We start from the raw sequence: 21,280 nt of genomic DNA on the forward strand, positions 1-21,280 counted from the left end.
GGTGAAGTCCAGTTGGCAAACCAGACGGACTCTCGGTGAGGGGATCTGAGTTCGGCCGGGCTCACGCCGCGGCAGTTCGTCGAGCATGTGTACCTCCGGATCGTGGTCAGAAGCCCATGTGCGGCCGGTCGGCCGGCACCATGCGGCGTGCTTCGACGAGGCGGGCCTTGGCTTGCTGTTTGATCGGGCAGACCGAGATGGGGCAATCGATGTGCCGCTGCATCACCGCGTGCGCGAGGTCGATCGTCATGGTGGGCAGGCGGCGGTGTTCGGTGATGGCCAACCCGAACGTGCCGGGTGAGGTCATCGGGACTCAACAGCGGTCGGGATGCTGCGCCAGCCGGTCCGAGCGGCGCAGGCGCGGATCGAATCGATGACTGTCAGCCCGGACGGGCGGATCGCGCAGGGCGGGAGGTGAATCCAGCGACGGAAGAGCTCGCCACGGTCGCTGGGGGAGGGGAGCGCGATGGTGGCGCCGGTGCGAACGATGGACACGTTCAGGCGGAACATCTCGGCGAAGAGGGCGGTATCGTCGGGGATGTCGGGTTCGACGAGAAAGCTCCACCGGCCGGACCGGACGTGGGAAATGATCGGCCCGGCGCCGCGGCCGCGACAGCGTTCCAGGTCCGATTGGACGGCAAGCCCGAGCGCCGACGGCATCATCAGCGCCCATACCTGCACCGCCGGTACAACAATGCGGCCGAGCTCGACGGGTTGGATCCAAGCCGGCAGGCCGCAGACATCGCGGTAGTACCGGCAGCGAGTGCGCGGCGCATCGCCGAATGGAACATGCTCCATGGCACAGACTTTCGGGGTTCGAGGGTTGGAAGCGCCCGGCCCGGTGCGATGACGGACACCGGAGCGGGAGTGACGGAACGGATTCGGGGCGTCTCCCTGCCGGGCGCAGATCCAGTTGACCACCATCGACGGTCGTCGGGAACGTTCCCGAGCGAGTTTTCGCGATCCGGCGGCGAAAGTCCCCGAGCGCCGTCACGATTGGTTCCAGTACGAACCCCGAATCGTCCGCGCAACCACTACGGAGCACCACGATGACCGCGAGTTCGACGACGACCAACTCCACGCTCCCGCGCCGCATACTCGCGGGACTACTCAGGGAGAAGCGGATAGCCGCCGGAATCTCCGTGGAAGCCGCCCGGCAAGCGATCGGCGTCTCGAAGCAGACGTTCTGGAGGATGGAGACCGGGCAACCGACGAAGATCAATCCGCTGTTCATCAGCCATCTGGCGCAGATGTACCGGGTGGATGCCAGGGACACCGAGGTGCTACTGGGTCTGACCGAGGAGACGCACGCGAAGGGCTGGTGGCACGCCTTCGGCGAGGCGATCCCGAAACACTTCGACCTGTATGTCGGCCTCGAAGACGCCGCCAAGAGCTTCAGCTCGTACCACACGATGCTGCTGCCGGGGCTGTTGCAGACCATGGACTACCGGCGCGAGGTGATCTGGGCAGAGTTTCCCGGCATGACAACGGAGGAGGTGGATCTTCGACTCGAGCTGCACAAGAGGCGGCTCGAGCGGCTACACAGCCGAGAGAATCCGCTGGAGCTGAACGTCTTGCTGGACGAATCCGTGCTTCGCCGCCGGATCGGGTCGCCGCAGATCATGGCGGACCAGTTGAACCATCTGCTGGCGACCGACCAACTGCCCCACGTATCGATCCGCGTCGTGCCGCTTGACGGCCGACGGCACAAGGGTGTCGTCACCGGCCACTTCGTCATCCTGGAGTTCCCGAACCACCCGACGGCGAACCTCACCGACCCGCCGGTCATCTACGTCCAGGGCTTTACCGGCGCGCTATACCTGGACAAGCGTGCAGAGTTCGAGCAGTACCGCGATGCGTATGCTGACATTCAGCGTGTCGCGTTGGATGAGACCGAGAGTCGTCGGTGCATCCAAGCAATAGCAGAGGAGTGGGTTCGGTGAGCGTTGATCTATCGGGAGCGCGTTGGTTCAAGAGCAGCCACAGCTCGGGGAGCCAGGAGTGCGTCGAGGTCGCTCATGTGGACGCGGGCGTCGGTGTGCGTGACTCGAAGAACCCCACTGGTCCCGTCCTCGTCTTCACCCCGGAGGTTTGGGACGGTTTCACCGCTGCTGTCCAGCACGGCGAACTCGGGTCGGCCTGACTTCTTGACGAGGCCAAGAGCCGTGCGCTAAGCCTCGATCTTGCAGAGGAGTTCGACCGTGTCCGCTGAGTTATCCCGCGGCCGCTGGTTCAAGAGCAGCCGCAGTACCGCAAGTCGCGACTGTGTCGAGGTGGCGCACCTGGCGAGTTCCGGCGTCGGTGTGCGCGACTCGAAGAACCCCGCAGGTCCCGCCCTCGTCTTCACTCCGATGGCCTGGGACGGTTTCACTGCCGCTGTCCGGCGGGGCGAGTTCGGATAGCTCTGCCCTTTGCCCGCGCTCCGCCGTCATTGCCGGAATCGCATCCGAGCGAGCAGAGGTGCGGCCCACCGATACCTCCCGGGCCTTCCTGTCTCGTGACTGCCCCAAACAGTGGCCAGTACTATTCGTGCTGGTCACGACCGGAGCGCGAGAGCGAGGCACGGCAGATGAGACCGACGGCAAGCTTGTTTCACGGTGCCCTCGCGGCAATCCTGCCGTGTGCCCCGATCGCCTGCACGATGCCGGGAACGGATTCACCGTCGGAGGAGACCGCGACAACCCGGCACGGCGATACCCGCACCGACACTGCTGCGTTGGTGAAGTACTTCCCAGCCATCGGCAATCCCGAAACGGCACAGTGGGTCACCTGGAACAACGCGTCGGAACGGACACCCGGCCCCACGATCTACTGGATCGAAGCCGTCATCAGGCTGACACCCGCCGATGCCGACCGCCTACGCAACACCTACAAACCCGCACCGACCGCCGCGAGACCAGAACTCACATCGCAAGTTCAGCAGGTTGTCCCACCGGGACGCTACGCCACCGGCCCTGACCTCGACCGTGCGCTGCGCAGTGGACCCGAGTGGCGCGGGAACGCCACCGGATACCTGCAGGAAAACGCACCGATCCTAGTGCTGTCGGGATCAGCCGGCGGATGATTTCCAGCGGTCGGCGACAGCATGATCCAGGGCTGCGGCACGGATGGGTGACACCGACCTGGTTGCCGACAGACAGGACTGGAACGACGTCATCGTGCCCAAGTCCTACCCGCATGAGTTCCGTGGGAGGCGCGCGTCGTCTCTTGCACCTTTCGGGCTGCTATGGCCGCATCGACAGCAGTGGCCACACGGCGCGCGGCTTCCTGCCAGCGGCGTAGTTCATGAACCGCCGGTGCCAGTTCGAAATCGTTGTGGTGGGCTGTCGCCGACAGCTCCGACCACAGCAGACGGGCTTCGGCCGCGGCTTCCTCGCCGATGTATTTGGGCAGGACCAGCAGTTGTGCCCGCACTGTCACACGCTCCATCTGCGGCGACACGGCCCGCCACAACTCGAGGATGGCCTGTTCGATCGCGATCCGCAGCATCCAGGCCGCGGCTCGTGGCCACATCCCGCCGACGTCGGCACCCGCGTCGGTGATGAGTGTGTCCGCCGTGCGCAGACGCGAGTGGACGGCAGTCAGCGATTGATCCACTTGGCGATCCTCTCCGCGCGGTTGACGAGATCACCGAGTTCGTCCCGGGTGCTGCCGTGGGCGCCGCTGTTGCAGGTCCGGACAACGTCGGATGCCCAAGGTGCCAGTTCTTTGTCGAGGTGAGTGAGCACGTCGGATTCCCTGGTCCGGTCATAGAACACCGCCAGCGCCAGCTTCTGTACGGTGCGCTCGGCCCTGTCGAGCTGCTCGGTGATGTCGGATTGAGGGAATCCGTGCTCGCCGAGAACACGTCTGACCTTGGTGGTGGCTGCTGATTCGATCGCGAGCCGACAGCACAGTGCGATCATCTCGTCCGCCTCCTCGCGGGGAAGGTTGCGGGTGAGACTCAGCGCGCGAGCGTCATCGATGTAACGGCGAACCGGGTCGATCGACACCCGGACTTCGACAACAGATCGTTCCCGCCGTTGAACGTCGAGGACTGTCGCGGGAATCTGCAAGCGCCGCACGGCTTCTTGCAGGCGCAAGTCGTGGGTGAAGACGATGACCTGCCTCGTGCGTGCGACATCGGCGAGCACCCGCGCCAACCCGTCGACCTTCGCGGGGTCCATCGATTGCACGGGGTCGTCGATCATCAGGAACCGGAATGGGCTCTGCTCGGCGGTGGCCCGCGGCAGGAACAACGACAGTCCGAGCGCGTGCAGCTCACCCTGGCTCATCACCCCCAACGCGGCACCGGCGACGCCGTCGACAGTGACGTCGAGATTGACTCGCCGAGTCTGCGCCGTCCCCTCCAGCACCACGTCGCCGAGCTCGACATTGCTCTGCTGTCGCAGTGTTGTCCAGACCCGCTGCGAGAGCTCGGTCAGCGGCCGCATGCGCTCATTGCGCAGGGTCCCGGCCGCGTTCTTGAGCCAGCTCTCCGCGGCTTTGACTGTTTTCAGCTCGTCAGGCGCGCCGGCGCAGGTCGTCGCCATCTCGACCCAGACAGCGATCTGCCGGGCCAGCGGTGCCCAGACGTCATCGAGTCTGACCAGTTCGATCCGAGCGCGCGCCTGTAGCGCGGCCAACTCGGCACGCGCCCGCCGATGGCGGGCGGGCATTCGGGAGTGCAGCGACGTGGGCTCGCTACCCGCGAGCTCGGCCCACTCACGCCACGCGAGGACAGCAGCCGTCGAGTCTATCGGGCAGTTCGATAGGGCCGCGGGAAGCGGTCGGATCAGCTCGCGGACGTGGTCTGATGCCGCCGCGTGTTGCTTCTGCGCCTCGGCGAGTTCTCCAGTGCGAGTGCGAATGTCGGAGATCGTCTGCCGCGTGGATTCCCGCCATTGCTCGTCGAGTTCGCCCTCACCGCACACCGGGCACAGGCAGTCGGCATCCTCGGCGAGTTCGGATGCGAGCACGAGGATGTCGAGCATCCGCGCGCTGGCTTCGGCATCGGCGGTCGCGACGCCGAGGAGGCGGGTCGTCGCCGCTGTGAGTCGGCTGAGAGCAGCATCGACGGCTTCTTCCGATGGCAGCTCGACCGCGGTTACCGCCGACAGCGATGCGCCTGCTTCCGGCGATTTCTCGGCGCCGAGCACAACACGTGAGAGCGCCTCGAGATCGACCTGGCGCGCTTGCAGGTGTTGCTCGGCCGTTCGCGCGCGCTCGTCCTCGAGGATCGAGAGTTCCGCGAGCAGAGTTTCCTTGCCGCGCTTGGTTTCCTTGATCGCCTTGTCGAGGTCCAGGCGTCTGCGTTGCAGGGTAGCCAACGCGGTCGTGAGGTCGTCCAGGCCGAGCAGGCTGTGCAGCGCGTCGTACATGCTGCTCGGTGTCCCGTCGATGAGGGATCCCAGCTCGCTATAGGAAAGGAACGGGCGATACAGCTCGAGAGGTTTCGCGAGTCGCGAACGGTCCAGCGGGGCCGCATCACCTGCCTTGCGCTGGGATATCCATTGACCAGCTTCCAGGGCCGTGCCGGGGCCCCAGCTTCCGCTGATGGTCAGCGGGTTGTCCGGGCATTCGGTCTGTAGCTCGACAGCAATGTACGGTGTCGTGCCTTCGTGCAGGTTGCGCCAGCCGTCTTTCCAGATCTTGGATTTGTTTGCCCAGCGTTTGTTGTCGCCGGTGATCGCGAACTCGGCAGCCTCCGCGAAACTGGACTTGCCACAACCATTTCGGCCTACCACGAGGGTCAGGCCTAGTGAGGGCTGAATGGGGAGCCGGGCTTGTGGCCCGATCCCTCGAAAGCCGCTGACCGTGATCGACCGGACGAACATCCCGGCCAGTGTGTCGCCCGTGCCGCTCGTCGCGGGGCCGGCGCTCTCCGGGAATGACGCCAGGACGGTCTCAGCGACCGCGGTGGGCACTGTGGTGTCGGCTGCCAGTGCCGCGGCGACGAGATCGGTGAGACGTCGGGTGGACGAATCGGATGTACTGGTGACAGATGACAGATCTTGCATCGACGATCCCCCTGATCGTGTGAGAAGGCCTCGATGTGCTGGAGGCCAGAGACGCGTCAATCGTGAGCCGCCCCGATCCTAGCCGGATTATCCCAGCCAGGTGTGTGCTCTCGGCAAACGTCGAGACAGATACCGCGCGCGGCAACTTCGAGAGCATTCGTGGCATCGACCGCGTGAAATATGAAGCGAAACAGCTACATGCATGCCGTCGTCAAGATGCCGGCGACAACCCGGCAACCCTTGTGTCCGCGACTTCAACGACGAGCACAACCATCGGCATCGGCATTCGGCGCTGGGCCAGCCGAGGTGAGGTGGCCCGGTAGGCCATCCGGTGTCATCGCAGTGCGACCTTGGCCCCGCCCGAGAACATCGAATCGTGCAGTTCCAGTGCGGCGGGCACAGTACCGAACGGCACGTCGAAGACGATCGTGACGTCGACGGAGTTGCCGGGGTTGATCGGTGTGGAGAGGTGGTCGTTGACGTTCAACTCGGCCATGGTGTCGTTCTCGTACCGGCGGCCATGGTCGTCGAACAGCTTCTGGTTGCTGCTGAAGTAGGTCTGCGGGCGGTCGCCGATGTTGGTGACGGTGACGTGTACGAGGATGTATTCGCCCTGTGCGGTCTTCTGCATATAGGGGTTGTCGCCGATGGTCGATACCGGGGGATCCACTGCGGTGACGGTGAATTCGAACTTGCCGTCGCGGACGGAGGCACCGGAGGGCGCCGTGTCGAAATCCTTTTCGGCAGGTTTACCGGGTTCGCCGGGATTGCCCGGTTCCGGGTTCGCGGCGGAGGTGAAGGTGGCGTCGCTGTCGGATGAGTTGTTGGCGGCGATGCCGACGATGCCGAAGCAACCGCCGCACAGCAGAATGACGGCGCCGATCAGGATCCACGGCCAGACGGGCATCTTGCGCTTGGGCGGCTGGAACGGCTGCGGGTAGGGCTGGGGGCCGGTCGGGTAGGTCATTGAAACTCCTGGGGTGGGCTCTGGGTTGAATGTTTCAGTCGGTTGGAGCCGCGGCCTCCGGCCAGCGGATGATGGGTGCTGGCACCGGCAGCCCGTGTGCTCCGGCTCCGGCAGTTCGCTCGATGCCGATCAGTCGTGCGGCAGGTGACCCGGTGCGGTCGGTCAGGTACCAGCCGCCACCGACCGCGAAGACTCCCGCCACCGGTGCGTGGATCGCGAATCCGGTGATGCCGAACAAGCCGTAAGGTGCTTGGTCGAAGACGGCGGTCACGATGTCGCCGTGGGACAGGCCGGCGACATCCGGCTCGGTGTGCGGCGTGAGCGGTTTCACCGATGCCTCGAGCGAGAACAGGTCAGCGACCGGCCGCCGCGACTGCCCGTTGGTGTCCAGGGGCTGTCCGCCGAGCAGGTATCCGCCGGTTGCGCCGGACACCACGACGGTTCCGCAGACCAAGTGCCGGCCGTACAGGTCCGAACGGAACGCGGCCGTCGCGGTGGTGCCGGGTGTGATCGTCGTCAGTGTCTCGACCAGGCGCGACACGTTTCGCCTGCCGGAGAAGTTCAGTGCATCGAGAGAGTGCATGGTTGCTCCTGATGGTTCGCTGGGAATCCTGGTCAGCGGCAATCGCGCCGGCCGGCCGGGCTGAGCAGGCCGAGTCGAGTGCCGGTGGCGTGCGCCAGCCCGGTGAGGTCATCGGCACCGGCGAGACGGGCGAGACGGATGGCGATATCTGCGGCGGCGGTGGCGTCGGCGCCGGCTTCGTGATGGTTGTCGAGATCGACGCCGAGCGCCTGCGCGACGGTGCTCAACCGGTACTTCGCCAGCGGCAGTTGACGTGCGCCCACACCTTGGTGCAGCCGTACACCCAGGTCGGCACCGGCACCCGGCTGTGACCGCACGCTTGATACACCGCGCCCATATCGAACTGGGCGTTGTGGGCCACGACCGGCAGGTCGCCGATCACAGCACGGACCTCCTGCCCGCGCTGCGCGAAGCTCGGCTGGTCGGCCACCATCGAGGGGGTGATCTTGTGGATCCCCATATTGCGAGGTGCGAACGTGGACACCGGATCTGGAGGGCGGCACAGCCACTGCTGAGTGCTGACGCGTTCGCCCTCGCGGACGATCGAGACGCCGATCGAGCAGATGCTGCCGTACTTCGGGTTCGCGGTTTCGACGTCCAACGCCGCGAAGGACAGGTTCTTTGTCATCAGATGATCTCCGGGGGAGTGGGCGAGCTCTGGGGCGACGACCGGCTGCCGAGATCGGCACCATCACGGCTGGTGGGAAGGTGTGTCGTGCAGTTGATCCCGGCTGGCCGGGGCCGAAGAAGTGAGCTCGTCTGGGCAGGGGTGATCGGACCGCGAACCGTTTGGGGATCGCGGTCGACGAGGTGACGGCGCTCAGCCGTCAGGGGTTGTCAGCGGGCTATGACAGTCCGTCGAAGCTGCCGGTGGCCATCAGGGTCAGCAGATGTAGCGGGATCTCGGCGTGCGGGACCACCGACAGCCGGTAGCGGCCGCCGTTGAGCCGGTCGCACAGCACGACCGCGCCGGGCACGCTGCCCATGGCCGCCTTATCGGCATTGCAGGCCCATTCGGCGTCGTAGCCGGAGTAGTGGCGGACGTGGGCTTCGGCCGCAGCGGTGCCGGCGCCGAGGCCGCCGACGAGTGTGGCCGCGGCGGCGGCGGTCAGGACGGTCGCGGTGAGTCGGGTTCGAGTGAACATGGTTCTCCCTGATCAGGGCAGCGGCGCCGGGCCGGTGCCGGGGGTGTGGTCGTCGCGCGGCGGCTGGCTGGTGAGGTGCCAGCCACCGCAGCGCGAGCAGTGATAGGTGCGCTGTTCGCGCCGGCGGGGATCGGTGTGGTCGATCCCCGCCAGCACCAGCTCCGCGGTCTCCGGGTCGAAGTAGCGGATCTTCCCGGTCGCGTCGCAGCGGGACCGGCGCGGCAGCGGAGGCAGTTCCCGCAGGTCGTGGCCGTGCCGCAGGCGCAGTGGCCGGTGGCCGCGGGCGGCGAGCCGGCGCCTGGCGCCCCGGTGCAGTGCACGGTCGGCGAGCTGATCGCGGTGCTGACGCATGGCAAACCTCCTGTGACACAACGTGATCGGGATGGAAGCTGCGGCGAACCATGCCGCCGTCGCTGGGTGCGATGTAACAGTAGAACAGCAATGAAAACATTGTCAATCAATATTGCGGAGATTGACTTTAACGACGTGGTGGGTGAAGCTATCCGGACACGAGAGGAGGCGTATGTCAGACACCGCCCCACTGGTCACCGCCGCGGAGATCTCCCGGCTGGCCGGTGTCACCCGAGCTACTGTCAGCAACTGGCGCCGGCGGCATCCCGACTTCCCGTCTCCCGCGGGTGGCAGCGAGTCGCGGCCGGTGTTCGACCTCGGCGATGTCCGCAGCTGGTTGCGTGAGCACGGGGTGGAATCGGCGGAATCACCACTGCGGGAATTGCGCACCCTGCTCCGTGCTCATGTCGCGCCGCAGGACATCCCCAGGCTGCTGGACGAGCTCGCCGCCGCAGGCGAGGACAACGCCGCGCGTGGCGATTCGGAGATCATGCGGACGATGCGGGCCGCGGTGGCGGATGCGGGCATCGCGCAAACGGTGGAGGCGCTGGCCGAACGTGGTCTGGAGGAAGGCCCGACGACTGGCGTCTACCGCACACCGGATGCGGTCGCGGATCTGATGGCCGAGCTGGCGCGCCCAGGGGCGGATGCCGTCATCGGCCGGGTGCTGGATCCGGCGTGCGGTAGCGGCAGCCTGCTGGCCGCGGCCGCCCGGTTCGGCGCTCAGGCGTGTTTCGGCCAAGACATTCTTGCGGTGCAGGCACAGCGCGCCGCCATGCTGTTATCGGTCGATGCCCCGGACACCGAGGTCACCGTCCGCGCGGGCGACAGCCTCCTTGCCGATGCGTTCGCTGGCGTGGACGTGGATGCGGTCCTGAGTAATCCGCCGTATCAGCAGCGTGATTGGGGTGCCGACGACCTGTCCCTCGACCCCCGATGGAAATACGGGGTGCCCGCACGGGGCGAATCGGAGCTGGCCTGGGTGCAGCATGCGCTGGCGCATCTGCGGCCAGGTGGTACCGGTGTGCTGCTGCTACCGCCGGCGGTCGCCTCGCGTGGCTCCGGCCGCCGAATCCGCGGTGAGTTGTTGCGTCAGGGTGCGCTGCGCGCGGTCATCGGATTACCGGCGGGCGCCGCCCCGCCACGGCAGCTGGGCCTGCATCTGTGGGTGCTGCGCGGGCCCGACGGCAGCGGTGCCGCCGACGTGCTGTTCATCGACGCGACTACCCGCGATTCGGCGGTCGATCATGCGGGGGAGTGGAAGGAGCTGTCGGAGACCATCGCCGAATCCTGGCGCGCATTCGACCGCGGTGATATCGAATCCGCCGCCATCGCCGATGTAGCGGCTGTGGTGCGGGTGATGGACGTGCTCGACGAGGACGTGGACCTGACGCCCGGACGATATGTCCGGGCGGCGGTCGATGCTGCCCGGACGGTGGACGCGGTCGAGACCACCGTGGTCGACTTGGCGGGCGATATCGCGGCACTGCGCGGTGCGTTCGACGAGCTCCCGGAGCTGACCGGCGTCGAAGAGCGGGCGTGGCGCACGGCGACGGTCGCCGATCTCGACAAGGGCGGCGCGCTGCGAGTGCTCGCCTACCGTTCGCGTGAGGAAGCCGGGCCGGTGGCCGAATCCGATCTGGGCAGGCCGGTGCTGACCGGCCGCGACCTCGTCACCGGCGCCCCGCCGTCCGGGGTGGTCGATGCGGAGTGGTCTGGCTCGGTGGTCGTGGTCGAAGTCGGTGATGTGGTGATTCCGCAGTTGCGCGGTACCCGCGACGGTCAGCTCGGCGCGCGAGTCGCCGACTCCGGCGATGCGGGTGCGGTGCTCGGGCCGAATGTCTTCCTGCTGCGTCCGGACCCGACCCGGGTCGATCCCTGGTTCCTCGCCGGATTCGCCGCCGGACCCGACAATGCCGCCGCCATGGTCGGCGCGACCACGATCCGGGTCATCCCCAGCCGCCTGCGCATCCCGCTGCTGCCAATGGAACAGCAACAGCGCTATGGCGCGGCCTTCCGGCAGTTGCACCGATTACGCACAACCGCCCGCCGCGCCGACGCCACCGCGGGCAGACTGACCGAACTGATCACCGCCGGCCTCACAGTCGGCGCACTCGAACCACAGAAGCACTCCGCCGATACCGCGGAAACCACCTCTCGGAAAGGTAGGAAGTGAACACCAATAAGCACACCGAGCTGGCCAACCACGCATGGTCGGTCGCCGATCTGCTGCGTGGGGATTACAAGCAGTCCGACTACGGCAAGGTGATTCTGCCGTTCACCGTGTTGCGAAGGCTGGAGTGTGTGCTGGAGCCGACGCGGGAGAAGGTGCTCGCGGTGGTGGAGGCGCGCAAGGGCAGCGATCTGGATCTGGATCCGTTCCTGAAGAAGGCTTCCGGTGTCCGCTTCTACAACGTCACGCCGCTGACCTTGAAGTCCATCTTGTCCGATCCGGGACAGGTGGCGAAGAACATGACCAACTATGTCGGCGGGTTCTCCGATAACGCCCGCGAGGTGCTGGAGAAGTACGAATTCGCCCAGCAGATCAAGCGGCTCGACGGTGCGGGCCTGCTGTATCAGGTGATCGGCAAGTTCGCTGATCTGGATCTGCATCCCGAACGGGTCTCCAACCACAATATGGGCTACGTGTTCGAGGAGCTGATCCGGCGTTTCGCGGAACAGTCCAATGAGACCGCCGGTGAGCATTTCACCCCGCGGGAGGTCATCGAACTCATGGTGAACCTGCTGATCGCGCCCGATGTCGACCTGGTCGGCACCCCTGGCGTGACGCGCAAGGTGCTCGACCCCGCCTGCGGTACCGGTGGCATGCTCAGCGCCGCCGAGGAACACATCAAGGACCTGAATCCGCATGCGCGCGTGGAGGTCTACGGTCAGGAACTGAACCCCGAATCATGGGCGATCTGCCGTTCGGACCTGATGATCAAAGACCAGGATCCGGACAATATCGTCTTCGGCAACTCCTTCAGCGACGATGGCCACAAACACCTGCGCGCCGACTACCTACTGGCCAATCCGCCGTTCGGGGTGGAGTGGAAGAAGGTCAAGGAAGCCGTCGAATGGGAGCACAAGAACCTCGGCGACGCCGGCCGTTTCGGCGCCGGCCTGCCCCGCATCAATGACGGCTCCCTGCTGTTCTTGCAGCACATGATCTCCAAGATGAAGCCCGTCGGCCCCGACGGTGGCGGTAGCCGCATCGCCATCGTCTTCAACGGTTCACCACTGTTCACCGGTGCCGCCGAATCCGGTGAATCCAATATCCGCCGCTGGATCATCGAAAACGACTGGCTCGAAGCCATTGTCGCCCTGCCGGATCAGTTGTTCTACAACACCGGCATCTCCACCTACTTCTGGATCCTCAGCAACCGCAAGTCTGCTGAGCACCGGGGCAAAGTGGTGCTGCTCGACGCGCGCGACTACTGGGAGAAGATGCGCAAATCTCTCGGCGACAAGCGCAAGTACGTCGGCAAGGAGCAGATCGACGAGATCACCCGCCTCTACCGCGACGCCATCGACGTCGCCGCCGACCCCGACCACCCCCTGCACAGCAAGGTGAAGGTCTTCGCCAACAGCGATTTCGGCTACCAGCGCATCACCGTCGAACGCCCCCTGCGCCTGCGCTTCGAACTCACCGCGGAAGCCCTCGACCAGCTCGCTGCCTCAGCGCCCGTTCGCAAGCAGTACACCGACCCCACCGTCTTTACCGACCTACTGCGCCCGCTGGTCGGCTCGACCTGGAAAACCAAGGCCGACGCCATCACCGCGCTGAAAGACGCGGTGGCCGGTGCCGGCGAACCCTGGCCCACCGGCGCACCCTTCGCCAAAGCCTTCCGCGACGCCCTCGGCGTCCGCGACCCCGAAGGTGAGCTCCAGCTCGTCAAGGGTTCTCCCGAACCCGACACCGAACTGCGGGACTACGAGAACGTGCCCCTCGAAGAGGACGTGAACGAATACCTCGCCCGCGAGGTGCTCCCGCACGTACCCGACGCGTGGATCGACTACAGCAAGACGAAGATCGGGTACGAGATCCCGTTCACCCGCCACTTCTACGTGTACACGCCGCCGCGTCCGCTAGAGGAGATCGATGCGGAGTTGAAGGCGTTGGAGGCGGAGATTCAGGAGTTGTTGGGGGAGGTTACGCAGTGAGTAAGGTCCGGCTGCGGCATCTTGCGCAAATTAACCCTCCGACTCCTGCGTTCGACCGTTTAGGTGCCGAGGAAGAATTGACATTCCTGCCGATGGAGGCGGTATGGCCTGGCTCCTGGCGGGAGCTGAGTAGAAGGCGCACCAAAGCCGCAGTCGCAACGGGGTTCACAAGATTTCAAGACGGAGACGTCCTGGTTCCAAAGATTACGCCTACGTTCGAGGCTGGCCGCGCCGTGTTGGTTGATGGCCTCCAGAACGGTGCCGGTGCAGGTACAACCGAGCTGCACGTCCTCCGTGCTGCCAGAGAAATTGATCCTCGGTTCCTGCTGTACCTAGTCAACACCCATCAGTTCCTGAAGCTGGGTGAGGCAGAAATGTACGGTGTTGCCGGTCAACAGCGCGTGCCGGATTCGTTTCTGAGGGATCTGGATGTTGCGCTGCTCCCACTCGAGGAGCAGCGCCGCATCGCCGACTTCCTCGACGCCGAAACCTCCCGCATCGACCGGCTTGTTTTTCTAGGCATGAGGTCCATTAAGGGGCTGGAAGAGCGGGGGGACGCCATAGTTGATCGAGAGGTCCTCCAGTCTTCAAGCTCGACGACGAAGCTATTCTACGGGTTGTCGGTACTTAGGGATGGAACGCATCAGCCGCCGCAGCGTACTGCATCAGGCGTTCGATTTCTTACAGCCCGTAACGTATCGACCGGAGTTTTGCGGACTACTGAATTCGATAGTTTCGTCAGCGAGGAAGATGCCGCGTCTCTAGAGAAGTCATTTGAAGTTATCCCAGGTGATATTCTTCTTTCGGTTAAGGGGACAGTTGGAGCGTGCGCGATTGTGCCAGTTGGATTCGGCCGGGTGGTCCTGGATCGAAATGTGGCGCTCCTTCGAGTCGTAGACGGGGCATCGAGTCTATGGCTCACGTATGTACTGCGGTCGCGATTTGTTCAGGACCAAATGCGGATATCCATCACAGCAGCTGCGCAACCCGGGCTCCCATTGGGCGTAATTCGTCAGCTGCGTGTTCCGGATGTTGAATTTAGTATGCAACATTCGTTGGCTAATCGAGTAGCGATGGTCTGGGAGGATCTTGCCAACTTGCGTGCCGCGATCGAGAGGCGGAACCGGCTCCTCTCCGAACGCCGCCAGTCCCTAATCACCGCCGCCGTAACCGGCCAATTCGACGTATCAACCGCCAGCGGCCGAAACGCAACCCAGGGGGTATAACCGCAATGAGCCCGGTCCATGACGAACTCACCTTCGGCGACTCCATCGTCGCCGCCATGCTCGGCAACGGTTGGCGTGAGAGCATCGCGCGGCGCAATCCCGAGTTCGGCGTGGACCGGGGCGAATCGCCCGTCCTCGACTGCGGCTGCGTCCTCCTTCGCCAGCAACTTGCTCACTAACATGACCACTAGCATGCTAGCTTGCTACCACGTGAGCATGTTGCCGAGCGGAGGAGTGCCGCGATGAGCGTGACCGACCTGGACGAGATGGTCGCCTTTCTCCGGTCCGTCGGTCGCGATGACGCCGATGTCGAGGTCAAGAAGGCGGCGGGTGGAATGCCGCGCAGTGTGCGCGACACGTTGTCGGCGTTCGCGAACACTCGCGGTGGGCTGATCGTGCTGGGGTTGGATGAGGAGTCCGGGTTCGCGGCGACAGGTGTGGCCGACGCGGGGAAGATGTCCGCCGACCTCGCTGCCGTCTGTGCCGAGATGGAGCCGCCACTGCGGCCGGTGATCCAGGCGGTGCCGTTCGAGGAGGTCACGCTGGTGATCGCCGAGGTCCCCGAACTGCTGCGGGAACAGAAGCCGTGCTTCTACCGGGGCGCGGGGATCGTCAACGGCAGTTTCGTGCGGGTCGGTGACAGCGATCGCCGGATGACCAGCTACGAGGTGCAGCTGATGCTCGCCAACCGCGGGCAGCCACGCCACGACGAGGAGCCGGTGCCCGGCACCGGTATCGACGATCTGAACCCGGCAGCGGTGTCGGCGTTGCTCGACCGGCTGCGCAAGTCCCGGCCGCACGCCTACGCCGGGCTCGACGATCACGATGTGTTGCGCCGGATGCGGGTGCTGGTGCGGTCCGGCGACGGCGAGGCGCTCTCGGTGGCCGGGTTGCTCGCGCTCGGCGGGGTTCCGCAGGAGCAATTCCCGCAACTGGCACTGACCTTCGTCCACTACCCGACCCCCGACGGTGCCGAACTCGACACCGGGGTGCGGTACCTCGATTCGATCGTCGCGGAAGGGCCGATCCCGATCATGGTGCAGGACACCATGCAGGCCTTGCGCCGGAATATGAAGCGCCGGGCGGTCATCAGCGGGGTCGGCCGGCAAGACGTCTGGGAATACCCGGAGGTCGCGTTGCGTGAAGCCGTGGTCAACGCCCTCGTTCATCGAGATCTGTCGCCGGATTCGCGTGGCACCCAGGTGCAGGTGGAGATGTATCCCGATCGCCTTGTGATCAGGAACCCCGGTGGTCTCTTCGGGCCCGTTACCGTCGACCATCTGGGTGAGGAGGGCGCCTCATCAGCCCGTAATGCCACCCTGCTGCGGTTGTTACGTGATGTGGTGCTGCCCGAGGACGGGCGGCCGGTGTGCGAGAACATCGGTTCCGGTATCCGGACCATGGTGCGTTCGCTGCGCGCGGCCGGGATGCGCGCGCCGGAGTTTCGCGATCGGATCGCCCAGTTCTCGGTCATCTTCCCGAATCATTCGCTGCTCGGCGCCGAGGTGGTCGGCTGGATCGAAGGTCTCGGTGCGCGCGAGCTCACCGAGAGCCAATGCCTGTGCCTGGCCGTCCTGCGCGATGGTGGGTTCCTGGACAACTCGGGGTATCGACGGGTAACCGGCGTTGATTCACGGGTGGCGACCACCGAACTCCAAGACCTCGTCTCGCGCGGATTGGTCGCCCGCGAGGGAACCGGACGGTGGACGCGGTACCAACTCGCGCCCACCGCCACCCCAAACTCCACATCGGCGGCGCGGCGGGCCGACCGGCGCGCGGACATACTTACCGCTATCGGAGCCGCGGAACTGACCCGTGCGCAGATCGCGGCCCGAACCCACTTGCCGGACAGCACCACCAGACGGTGGCTGGCGACCCTGGTGGCAGACGGAGAGGTCGAGCAGATCGGCCGGCCCCGTAGCCCCAATGTCCGATATCGCCGAGTAACCCGACCGACACGGTCCGGCCCGGCTGCGGCCGGTCACACACCCGACACCAAGGGGGAACAATGAGCCCGGTCCATGACGAACTCACCTTCGGCGACTCCATCGTCGCCGCCATGCTCGACAACGGTTGGCTCGCAGGCAATCCGCACGAGTACAGGCCCGAGCTCGGCTTGGATCTGGGCGAATTGCTCGCCTTCATCGGTGCGACGCAGCAGCAGGAGTGGGATGAGCTGGTCTCCTTCTACGGCGGCGATGAGCGGGCCGCCGAGCTCGGGTTCGCGAGGGCCGTGGATCAGCAGATCGGGCTCAAGGGGCTGATCGAGACCCTGCGGTCGGGGGTGAAGGATCGGGGAGTGCGGATCCGGCTGGCGTATTTCAAGCCGAATCTGGTGACTTCGCCGGATGATCTGCGGGACTACCGCGCCAATCGGCTGACGGTGGTACGCGAGTTGCCATACGCAACGAAGCAAGCCGACGCGAAGAATCGACTCGATCTGGCCTTGCTGCTCAACGGGATTCCGGTGGCGACGGCCGAGTTGAAGAATCCGCTGACCGGGCAGACGGTGGAGCACGCGAAGGATCAGTATCGCAGTGAACGCGATCCCAGTGAGCTGATCTTCACCCGGCGGGTAATCGCGAACTTCGCTGTCGACCCGCATCTGGTGTTCGTGGCGACCCAGCTGAAGGTGAAGAAGACGCGGTTCTTGCCGTTCAATACCGGTTCGGAGGGGCCGGGCAAGGCCGGCGGTGCGGGAAACCCGGCGTCCACCATCGAGGGCAAGCATGCGACCGCGTATCTGTGGGAGCAGATCTGGCATCCGGACAACTGGCTGGACCTGCTGGAACGGTTCGTGCACACCCACGAATCGAAAGGTCCCGGTGGGCGGGGCAGCCGCACGATCATCTTCCCGCGCTATCACCAGTGGGATGTGGTCAAGAAACTCACCGCGCATGCGTCCACGCACGGTGCGGGACACAACTATCTGGTGATGGCGTCGGCCGGGTCGGGCAAATCGAACACCATCGGCTGGCTGGCGCATCGGCTCACCGATCTGCACACTGCGGCCGATCCCGCCCAGCTCGATCCCGCGGCCGGGTTGACGCCGGGGACACCGGTGTTCGACAAGGTCATCATCATCACCGACCGCCGCAATCTGGACAGTCAGCTGAGCGAAACGGTCGGTAGTTTTGAGCGGGTGCACGGCCTGGTCGTCAAGATCGACGACAAGCAGGGCGCGAAGTCTAAGCAGTTGGCCAAGGCGCTCACGCAGGGATCCGGCAAGATCATCACCGTCACCCTGCACACCTTCCCGGCGCTGCTGGATTTCCTGCGCCGTAATCCCACCGAACTGCGCGGCGGCAAGTTCGCGATCATCGTGGACGAGGCACATTCCTCACAGTCCGGTGATGCCGCGACCGCGGTGCGGGCGGCGCTGCGCGACCTGGGCCTGGATGCCGACGACGAAGAGGACGGCGCGACGGAGCTGAAGCTGGAACAGCGGCTGGACCGCAAGGCCGCCGAACGGGCGCAGGCAGCGAATCTGTCGTACTTCGCCTTCACCGCGACGCCTAAAGCCAAGACGCTCGAATCGTTCGGCACTCTCGACGGCGACCGCTACCGCCCCTTCCACACCTATTCGATGCGTCAGGCCATCGAGGAGGGCTTCATCCTCGACCCGCTGCGCAACTACGTCACCTACAAAACGTTCTACCGCCTGGTCAACGAGAACCCCTCCGACCGCGAGGTGCCCGAATCCAAGGCCAAGACGATGCTGGCCCGGTTCGCGCTCACCCATCCCTCCACGGTCGTGCAGCAGGCGCAGGTGATCGTGGAGCACTTCGTCGAGCACACCCGCGATCTGCTCGGTGGGCGGGCAAAGGCCATGGTTGTCACCGATTCCCGCAAGAGCGCGGTCGCGATGGCGCGGGCCATCAAACGGCATCTGGCCGATATCGGCTACGACAAGAAGTATCCGGATATCGGTGTGCTGGTGGCCTTCTCGGGCCCGCTGGATTATGAAGGCGAGGAGACCACCGAATCCAAGGAGAACGGCGGCCTACCCGAATCCCAGCTGCCGAAGGCCTTCGCCTACACCCGCGCCGACGATCTCGCCACCCGATCCGGTGGTGCCGGACAACGCGAGTACCGCATCCTCGTGGTCGCCGAGAAATACCAGACCGGTTTCGATCAGCCGTTGCTCACCACCATGTACGTGAACAAGAAGCTGCACGGAATCGCCGCCGTGCAGACCTTGTCACGGCTCAACCGCACCCATGAACTGAAATCCCAATCCGATCTCGCCGTCCTCGACTTCGCCAATGACGGCGAGGACATCCAGGAATCGTTTCGGCCCTACTACGAGCTGGCCGAGACAATGCCGACCGACCCGAACCTGTTGTATCTGGCGCAGACCAAGGTGATGGCCGCGCCGATACTCATCGAATCGGAGATGCGGGCGTTCGCCGATGCCTATCTGACCGCCGAACAGCAGGCTGCCGGATCGCAGTCGAAATGGCAGAAGCTGCACGCCGAGCTGTACCGGCACCTCCAGCCGGCGGTCGACCGGTTCGCGGCGCTGCTGCACAGCGATGAGGAATCGGATGTGGAGCTGGCCGAGCAGTTCCGGATCGAGCTGCGCGATTACGTCCGCAAGTACGGATTCTTAGCCCAGATCGTGCCGTATCAGGACGCCGAGCTGGAACTGCTGCACCTGTACGGCAAGCATCTGCTGAACGTACTGCCGCGGCGTGCCGACGGTGGTGTGGACGTCGGGCAGGTCGATCTCAGCCACGTCCGGGTACAGCACATCGGCGATCTCGACCTCGGGCTCGCACCCGAGGGTCCGGCCACCCTGCGTGGGTTCGGTGAATCGGCTGCTGCGCCGAAGGAACCGGAGAAGTCACTGCTGTCGGAGCTGATCGAACAGCTCAACGAACGCTTCGGCACCGAATTCGACGAGGGTGATCTGGCCAAGCCGTATCAGGAGGCGCTGGCCGACCCGGAAGTCCAGCTGGCCGCCGTTGCCAACCGCAGCGAGGACGAATTCCAGGGCAAGTTCGTCGAAGTGTTCCAGGACAAGATGATGGAACACTTCGACACCGTCGCCGATCTGGGCAACAAGTACTTCAGCCGTTCCGAACCGGCGTTCAAGGAAACGCTCAACCGGCATGCCAGCCGGGCCGCCTGGCGGATGATCCGGCGACAGCACGGACTGGACGGCGTAGCGTGACCGGGTGCCGTTGTCCGGCGGGGACGCCTTCCGGTCGCATATGGTGCAGGCGCGGCGAAGTCTGCCGGTAGTGGTGTAGGGGAACAGGGGACGATCAATGCGGGTGCGGCGCATCGATAACCGGTACGAGCTCACCGAGCAGATCTCATCCGGCGGCATGGGTTCGGTGTGGCGTGGCTACGACATCGTGCTCGACCGCGAAGTCGCGGTGAAAACCATCCGCGTCGATCAAGTGGTCACCGCGGAACAAGCCGAGGAATTCACCGAGCGCTTCCGCCGCGAAGCCAGAGTCACCGCCCGTATCCGCCACCACGGGGTGCCGCAGGTGTTCGACGCTGTGCTGGATGCGTCGTTCGAGACGGTGTACCTGGTGATGGAACTCATCGACGGAGTTCCGTTGCAGAACTACATCGACCCGGATCACCCGCTGCCGCTGTCCTGGGTGGCGTCGGTGGCGGCCCAGATCGCTACCGTGCTCTCGTACGCACATGCGCTGCCAGTCGTGCACCGCGATCTCAAACCCGGGAATGTACTGATCACTCGCGACGGTGCGGTGAAGGTCATCGACTTCGGTATCGCCGCCATCCTCGACAGTTCGGCGCCGAAACTGACGGTCACCGGCCAGCAGATCGGCACCCTGCGCTATATGGCGCCCGAACGGGTCCACGGCCGCCGGGTCACCCCACTCAGCGACCTGTACGCGCTCGGCTGCCTGATCCACGAAATGATCAGCGGTCGCCCACTGTTCGAGGCCGATTCGGAGTTCTCGATCATGCTGGCGCATACGGAGCAGGCGCCGGTGCCGTTGCGGCAACTCGGTCTCGACGTTCCGCCGGAGTTCGAACAGCTCGTGCTCGATCTCGTGCACAAGGACCCACAGGGCCGGCCCGCCGATGCCTTCACCGTCTACGAGCGTCTGCTGCCGTTCCTGCCCGGGCCGGGTACCCCCGTGGCGCCCACCGAGCTGTACCTGCCCGGATTCCCCGATCCGACACGCATATTCCGGCGCCCGAACGCCCCGCTGGAAGCCGGGCAGATCGAACCCACCCGGCTGCGCTCGCAGCCTTCGGCCCCCACCGCTCCGGTATCGGCGCAGCATATGCAGACCGCGATATCCGCTGCCCAGGAGCGCTACTGGTCGCTACTCGAGAGCGGGCGATTCGCTCAGGCGGTTGACGCGCTGAGCACCGTGATCGACAGCGCTGCATCGGCATTGGGGAAGGAGAATATCCAGGTTCTCGGCTTGCGTAAGCAGGTGGCGGCGGCATGGGCGCTGGCCGGTGAGGACCGCCGCGCCTGCCGCGAGTTCGACCTGCTCGCCAAGGCTTACCAGCGCGCCGAAGGCCGCCTCAGCCGCTCGGCCCTGGAATGCCGCGCCGGCGCCGCCCGCGGGCGGATGGCGCTGGGTGACGTCGGGGCCGGTCTGGCCGAACTCGAACAGGTGCTGGCCGAGCTGACCGCCGCCGACGGCAGCGGCTGCGAACTGGCGCTGGACCTGCGCTTCGAGATCGGTGACCTGAAACGCGAGATCGGTGATCATGCGGCCGCCCGCACGATGCTGCAAGCGCTGCTGGAGGATCTGACGATGATCAAAGGGCCCGGTGATCCGTTCACCGAGGAGGTAGGGGAGCTGCTGGCCGCACTCTGAGTGTCCGGCGGTTTCGGGTGG

General features: G+C 65.3%; 21 protein-coding genes. 11 read left to right on the top strand and 10 right to left on the bottom strand.

From position 1 onward, the window contains the following. Positions 1-106 precede the first annotated feature (106 nt). Both QH168_RS11095 and QH168_RS11100 read right to left on the bottom strand, forming a co-directional pair. Positions 107-307, bottom strand: a complete 201-nt coding sequence (locus QH168_RS11095; RefSeq protein WP_280234491.1) for a hypothetical protein — start codon at positions 305-307, stop codon at positions 107-109. Then, the gene (locus tag QH168_RS11100) at positions 304-798 is read right to left on the bottom strand and encodes a DNA-directed RNA polymerase subunit beta (RefSeq protein WP_280234492.1); all 495 of its coding nucleotides are present in this window, start codon (positions 796-798) and stop codon (positions 304-306) included. The genes QH168_RS11095 and QH168_RS11100 overlap by 4 nt, the downstream gene beginning before the upstream one ends. Before the next feature lie 251 nt (positions 799-1,049). On the opposite strand from QH168_RS11100, the gene QH168_RS11105 reads away from it, so the two are divergent. The 4 genes from QH168_RS11105 (at position 1,050) to QH168_RS11120 (ending at position 3,064) form a co-directional block, all read left to right on the top strand. Then, the gene (locus QH168_RS11105; RefSeq protein WP_280234493.1) at positions 1,050-1,943 is read left to right on the top strand and encodes a helix-turn-helix domain-containing protein; all 894 of its coding nucleotides are present in this window, start codon (positions 1,050-1,052) and stop codon (positions 1,941-1,943) included. Beyond that, positions 1,940-2,143 carry a DUF397 domain-containing protein gene (locus tag QH168_RS11110; protein ID WP_280234494.1) on the top strand — a complete coding sequence of 68 codons (204 nt, stop codon included), beginning with the start codon at positions 1,940-1,942 and terminating at the stop codon, positions 2,141-2,143. The genes QH168_RS11105 and QH168_RS11110 overlap by 4 nt, the downstream gene beginning before the upstream one ends. Positions 2,144-2,201: 58 nt before the next feature. Then, positions 2,202-2,402, top strand: a complete 201-nt coding sequence (locus QH168_RS11115) for a DUF397 domain-containing protein (protein WP_280234495.1) — start codon at positions 2,202-2,204, stop codon at positions 2,400-2,402. A 314-nt stretch (positions 2,403-2,716) separates the two neighbouring features. Then, positions 2,717-3,064 (top strand): hypothetical protein, encoded by a 348-nt coding sequence (locus QH168_RS11120; RefSeq protein ID WP_280234496.1) that lies wholly within the window; start codon positions 2,717-2,719, stop codon positions 3,062-3,064. A gap of 89 nt (positions 3,065-3,153) precedes the next feature. Here the strand turns inward: QH168_RS11120 and QH168_RS11125 are convergent, their stop codons facing one another. From QH168_RS11125 to QH168_RS11160, 8 genes are all read right to left on the bottom strand, one after another. Next, positions 3,154-3,597 (bottom strand): hypothetical protein, encoded by a 444-nt coding sequence (locus QH168_RS11125; RefSeq protein WP_280234497.1) that lies wholly within the window; start codon positions 3,595-3,597, stop codon positions 3,154-3,156. Next, entirely contained in the window at positions 3,582-5,999 is a 2,418-nt protein-coding gene (locus tag QH168_RS11130; protein ID WP_280234498.1) for an ATP-binding protein, read from the bottom strand. Before QH168_RS11130 ends, QH168_RS11125 begins: the two co-directional genes overlap by 16 nt. Positions 6,000-6,333: 334 nt before the next feature. Further along, positions 6,334-6,966, bottom strand: coding sequence for a DUF4352 domain-containing protein (locus QH168_RS11135; protein WP_280234499.1), 633 nt, complete (start codon positions 6,964-6,966; stop codon positions 6,334-6,336). Between the two features lie 34 nt (positions 6,967-7,000). Further along, the gene (locus QH168_RS11140) at positions 7,001-7,549 is read right to left on the bottom strand and encodes a hypothetical protein (protein WP_280234500.1); all 549 of its coding nucleotides are present in this window, start codon (positions 7,547-7,549) and stop codon (positions 7,001-7,003) included. 32 nt (positions 7,550-7,581) lie between these two features. Beyond that, a complete protein-coding gene (locus QH168_RS11145) occupies positions 7,582-7,776 on the bottom strand; it encodes a hypothetical protein (protein ID WP_280234501.1) in 195 nt (64 codons plus the stop codon). Then, entirely contained in the window at positions 7,773-8,177 is a 405-nt protein-coding gene (locus QH168_RS11150; RefSeq protein WP_280234502.1) for an exonuclease domain-containing protein, read from the bottom strand. Before QH168_RS11150 ends, QH168_RS11145 begins: the two co-directional genes overlap by 4 nt. Before the next feature lie 217 nt (positions 8,178-8,394). Then, on the bottom strand, positions 8,395-8,694 hold the full coding sequence (locus tag QH168_RS11155; RefSeq protein WP_280234503.1) for a hypothetical protein: 300 nt from the start codon (positions 8,692-8,694) through the stop codon (positions 8,395-8,397). A 12-nt stretch (positions 8,695-8,706) separates the two neighbouring features. Further along, the gene (locus tag QH168_RS11160) at positions 8,707-9,045 is read right to left on the bottom strand and encodes a hypothetical protein (RefSeq protein ID WP_280234504.1); all 339 of its coding nucleotides are present in this window, start codon (positions 9,043-9,045) and stop codon (positions 8,707-8,709) included. A gap of 172 nt (positions 9,046-9,217) precedes the next feature. On the opposite strand from QH168_RS11160, the gene QH168_RS11165 reads away from it, so the two are divergent. From QH168_RS11165 to QH168_RS11195, 7 genes are all read left to right on the top strand, one after another. Next, entirely contained in the window at positions 9,218-11,221 is a 2,004-nt protein-coding gene (locus QH168_RS11165; RefSeq protein ID WP_280234505.1) for an N-6 DNA methylase, read from the top strand. Then, positions 11,218-13,209 carry a type I restriction-modification system subunit M gene (locus QH168_RS11170; RefSeq protein ID WP_280234506.1) on the top strand — a complete coding sequence of 664 codons (1,992 nt, stop codon included), beginning with the start codon at positions 11,218-11,220 and terminating at the stop codon, positions 13,207-13,209. Before QH168_RS11165 ends, QH168_RS11170 begins: the two co-directional genes overlap by 4 nt. Further along, positions 13,206-14,435 carry a hypothetical protein gene (locus tag QH168_RS11175; RefSeq protein ID WP_280234507.1) on the top strand — a complete coding sequence of 410 codons (1,230 nt, stop codon included), beginning with the start codon at positions 13,206-13,208 and terminating at the stop codon, positions 14,433-14,435. The genes QH168_RS11170 and QH168_RS11175 overlap by 4 nt, the downstream gene beginning before the upstream one ends. A gap of 5 nt (positions 14,436-14,440) precedes the next feature. Then, entirely contained in the window at positions 14,441-14,614 is a 174-nt protein-coding gene (locus QH168_RS11180) for a hypothetical protein (RefSeq protein WP_280234508.1), read from the top strand. Positions 14,615-14,677: 63 nt separating this feature from the next. Further along, positions 14,678-16,447: an ATP-binding protein gene (locus QH168_RS11185; protein ID WP_280234510.1), complete on the top strand. Its 1,770-nt coding sequence runs from the start codon at positions 14,678-14,680 to the stop codon at positions 16,445-16,447. Further along, on the top strand, positions 16,444-19,611 hold the full coding sequence (locus QH168_RS11190) for a type I restriction endonuclease subunit R (protein WP_280234511.1): 3,168 nt from the start codon (positions 16,444-16,446) through the stop codon (positions 19,609-19,611). Before QH168_RS11185 ends, QH168_RS11190 begins: the two co-directional genes overlap by 4 nt. 103 nt (positions 19,612-19,714) lie before the next feature. Continuing rightward, complete coding sequence (locus QH168_RS11195) at positions 19,715-21,259, top strand: serine/threonine-protein kinase (protein ID WP_280234513.1); 1,545 nt, start codon at positions 19,715-19,717, stop codon at positions 21,257-21,259. The last annotated feature ends 21 nt before the right edge of the window (positions 21,260-21,280 follow it).

The sequence above is a fragment of the Nocardia cyriacigeorgica genome (genome assembly GCF_029868385.1).
GTDB lineage: Bacteria > Actinomycetota > Actinomycetes > Mycobacteriales > Mycobacteriaceae > Nocardia > Nocardia cyriacigeorgica_F.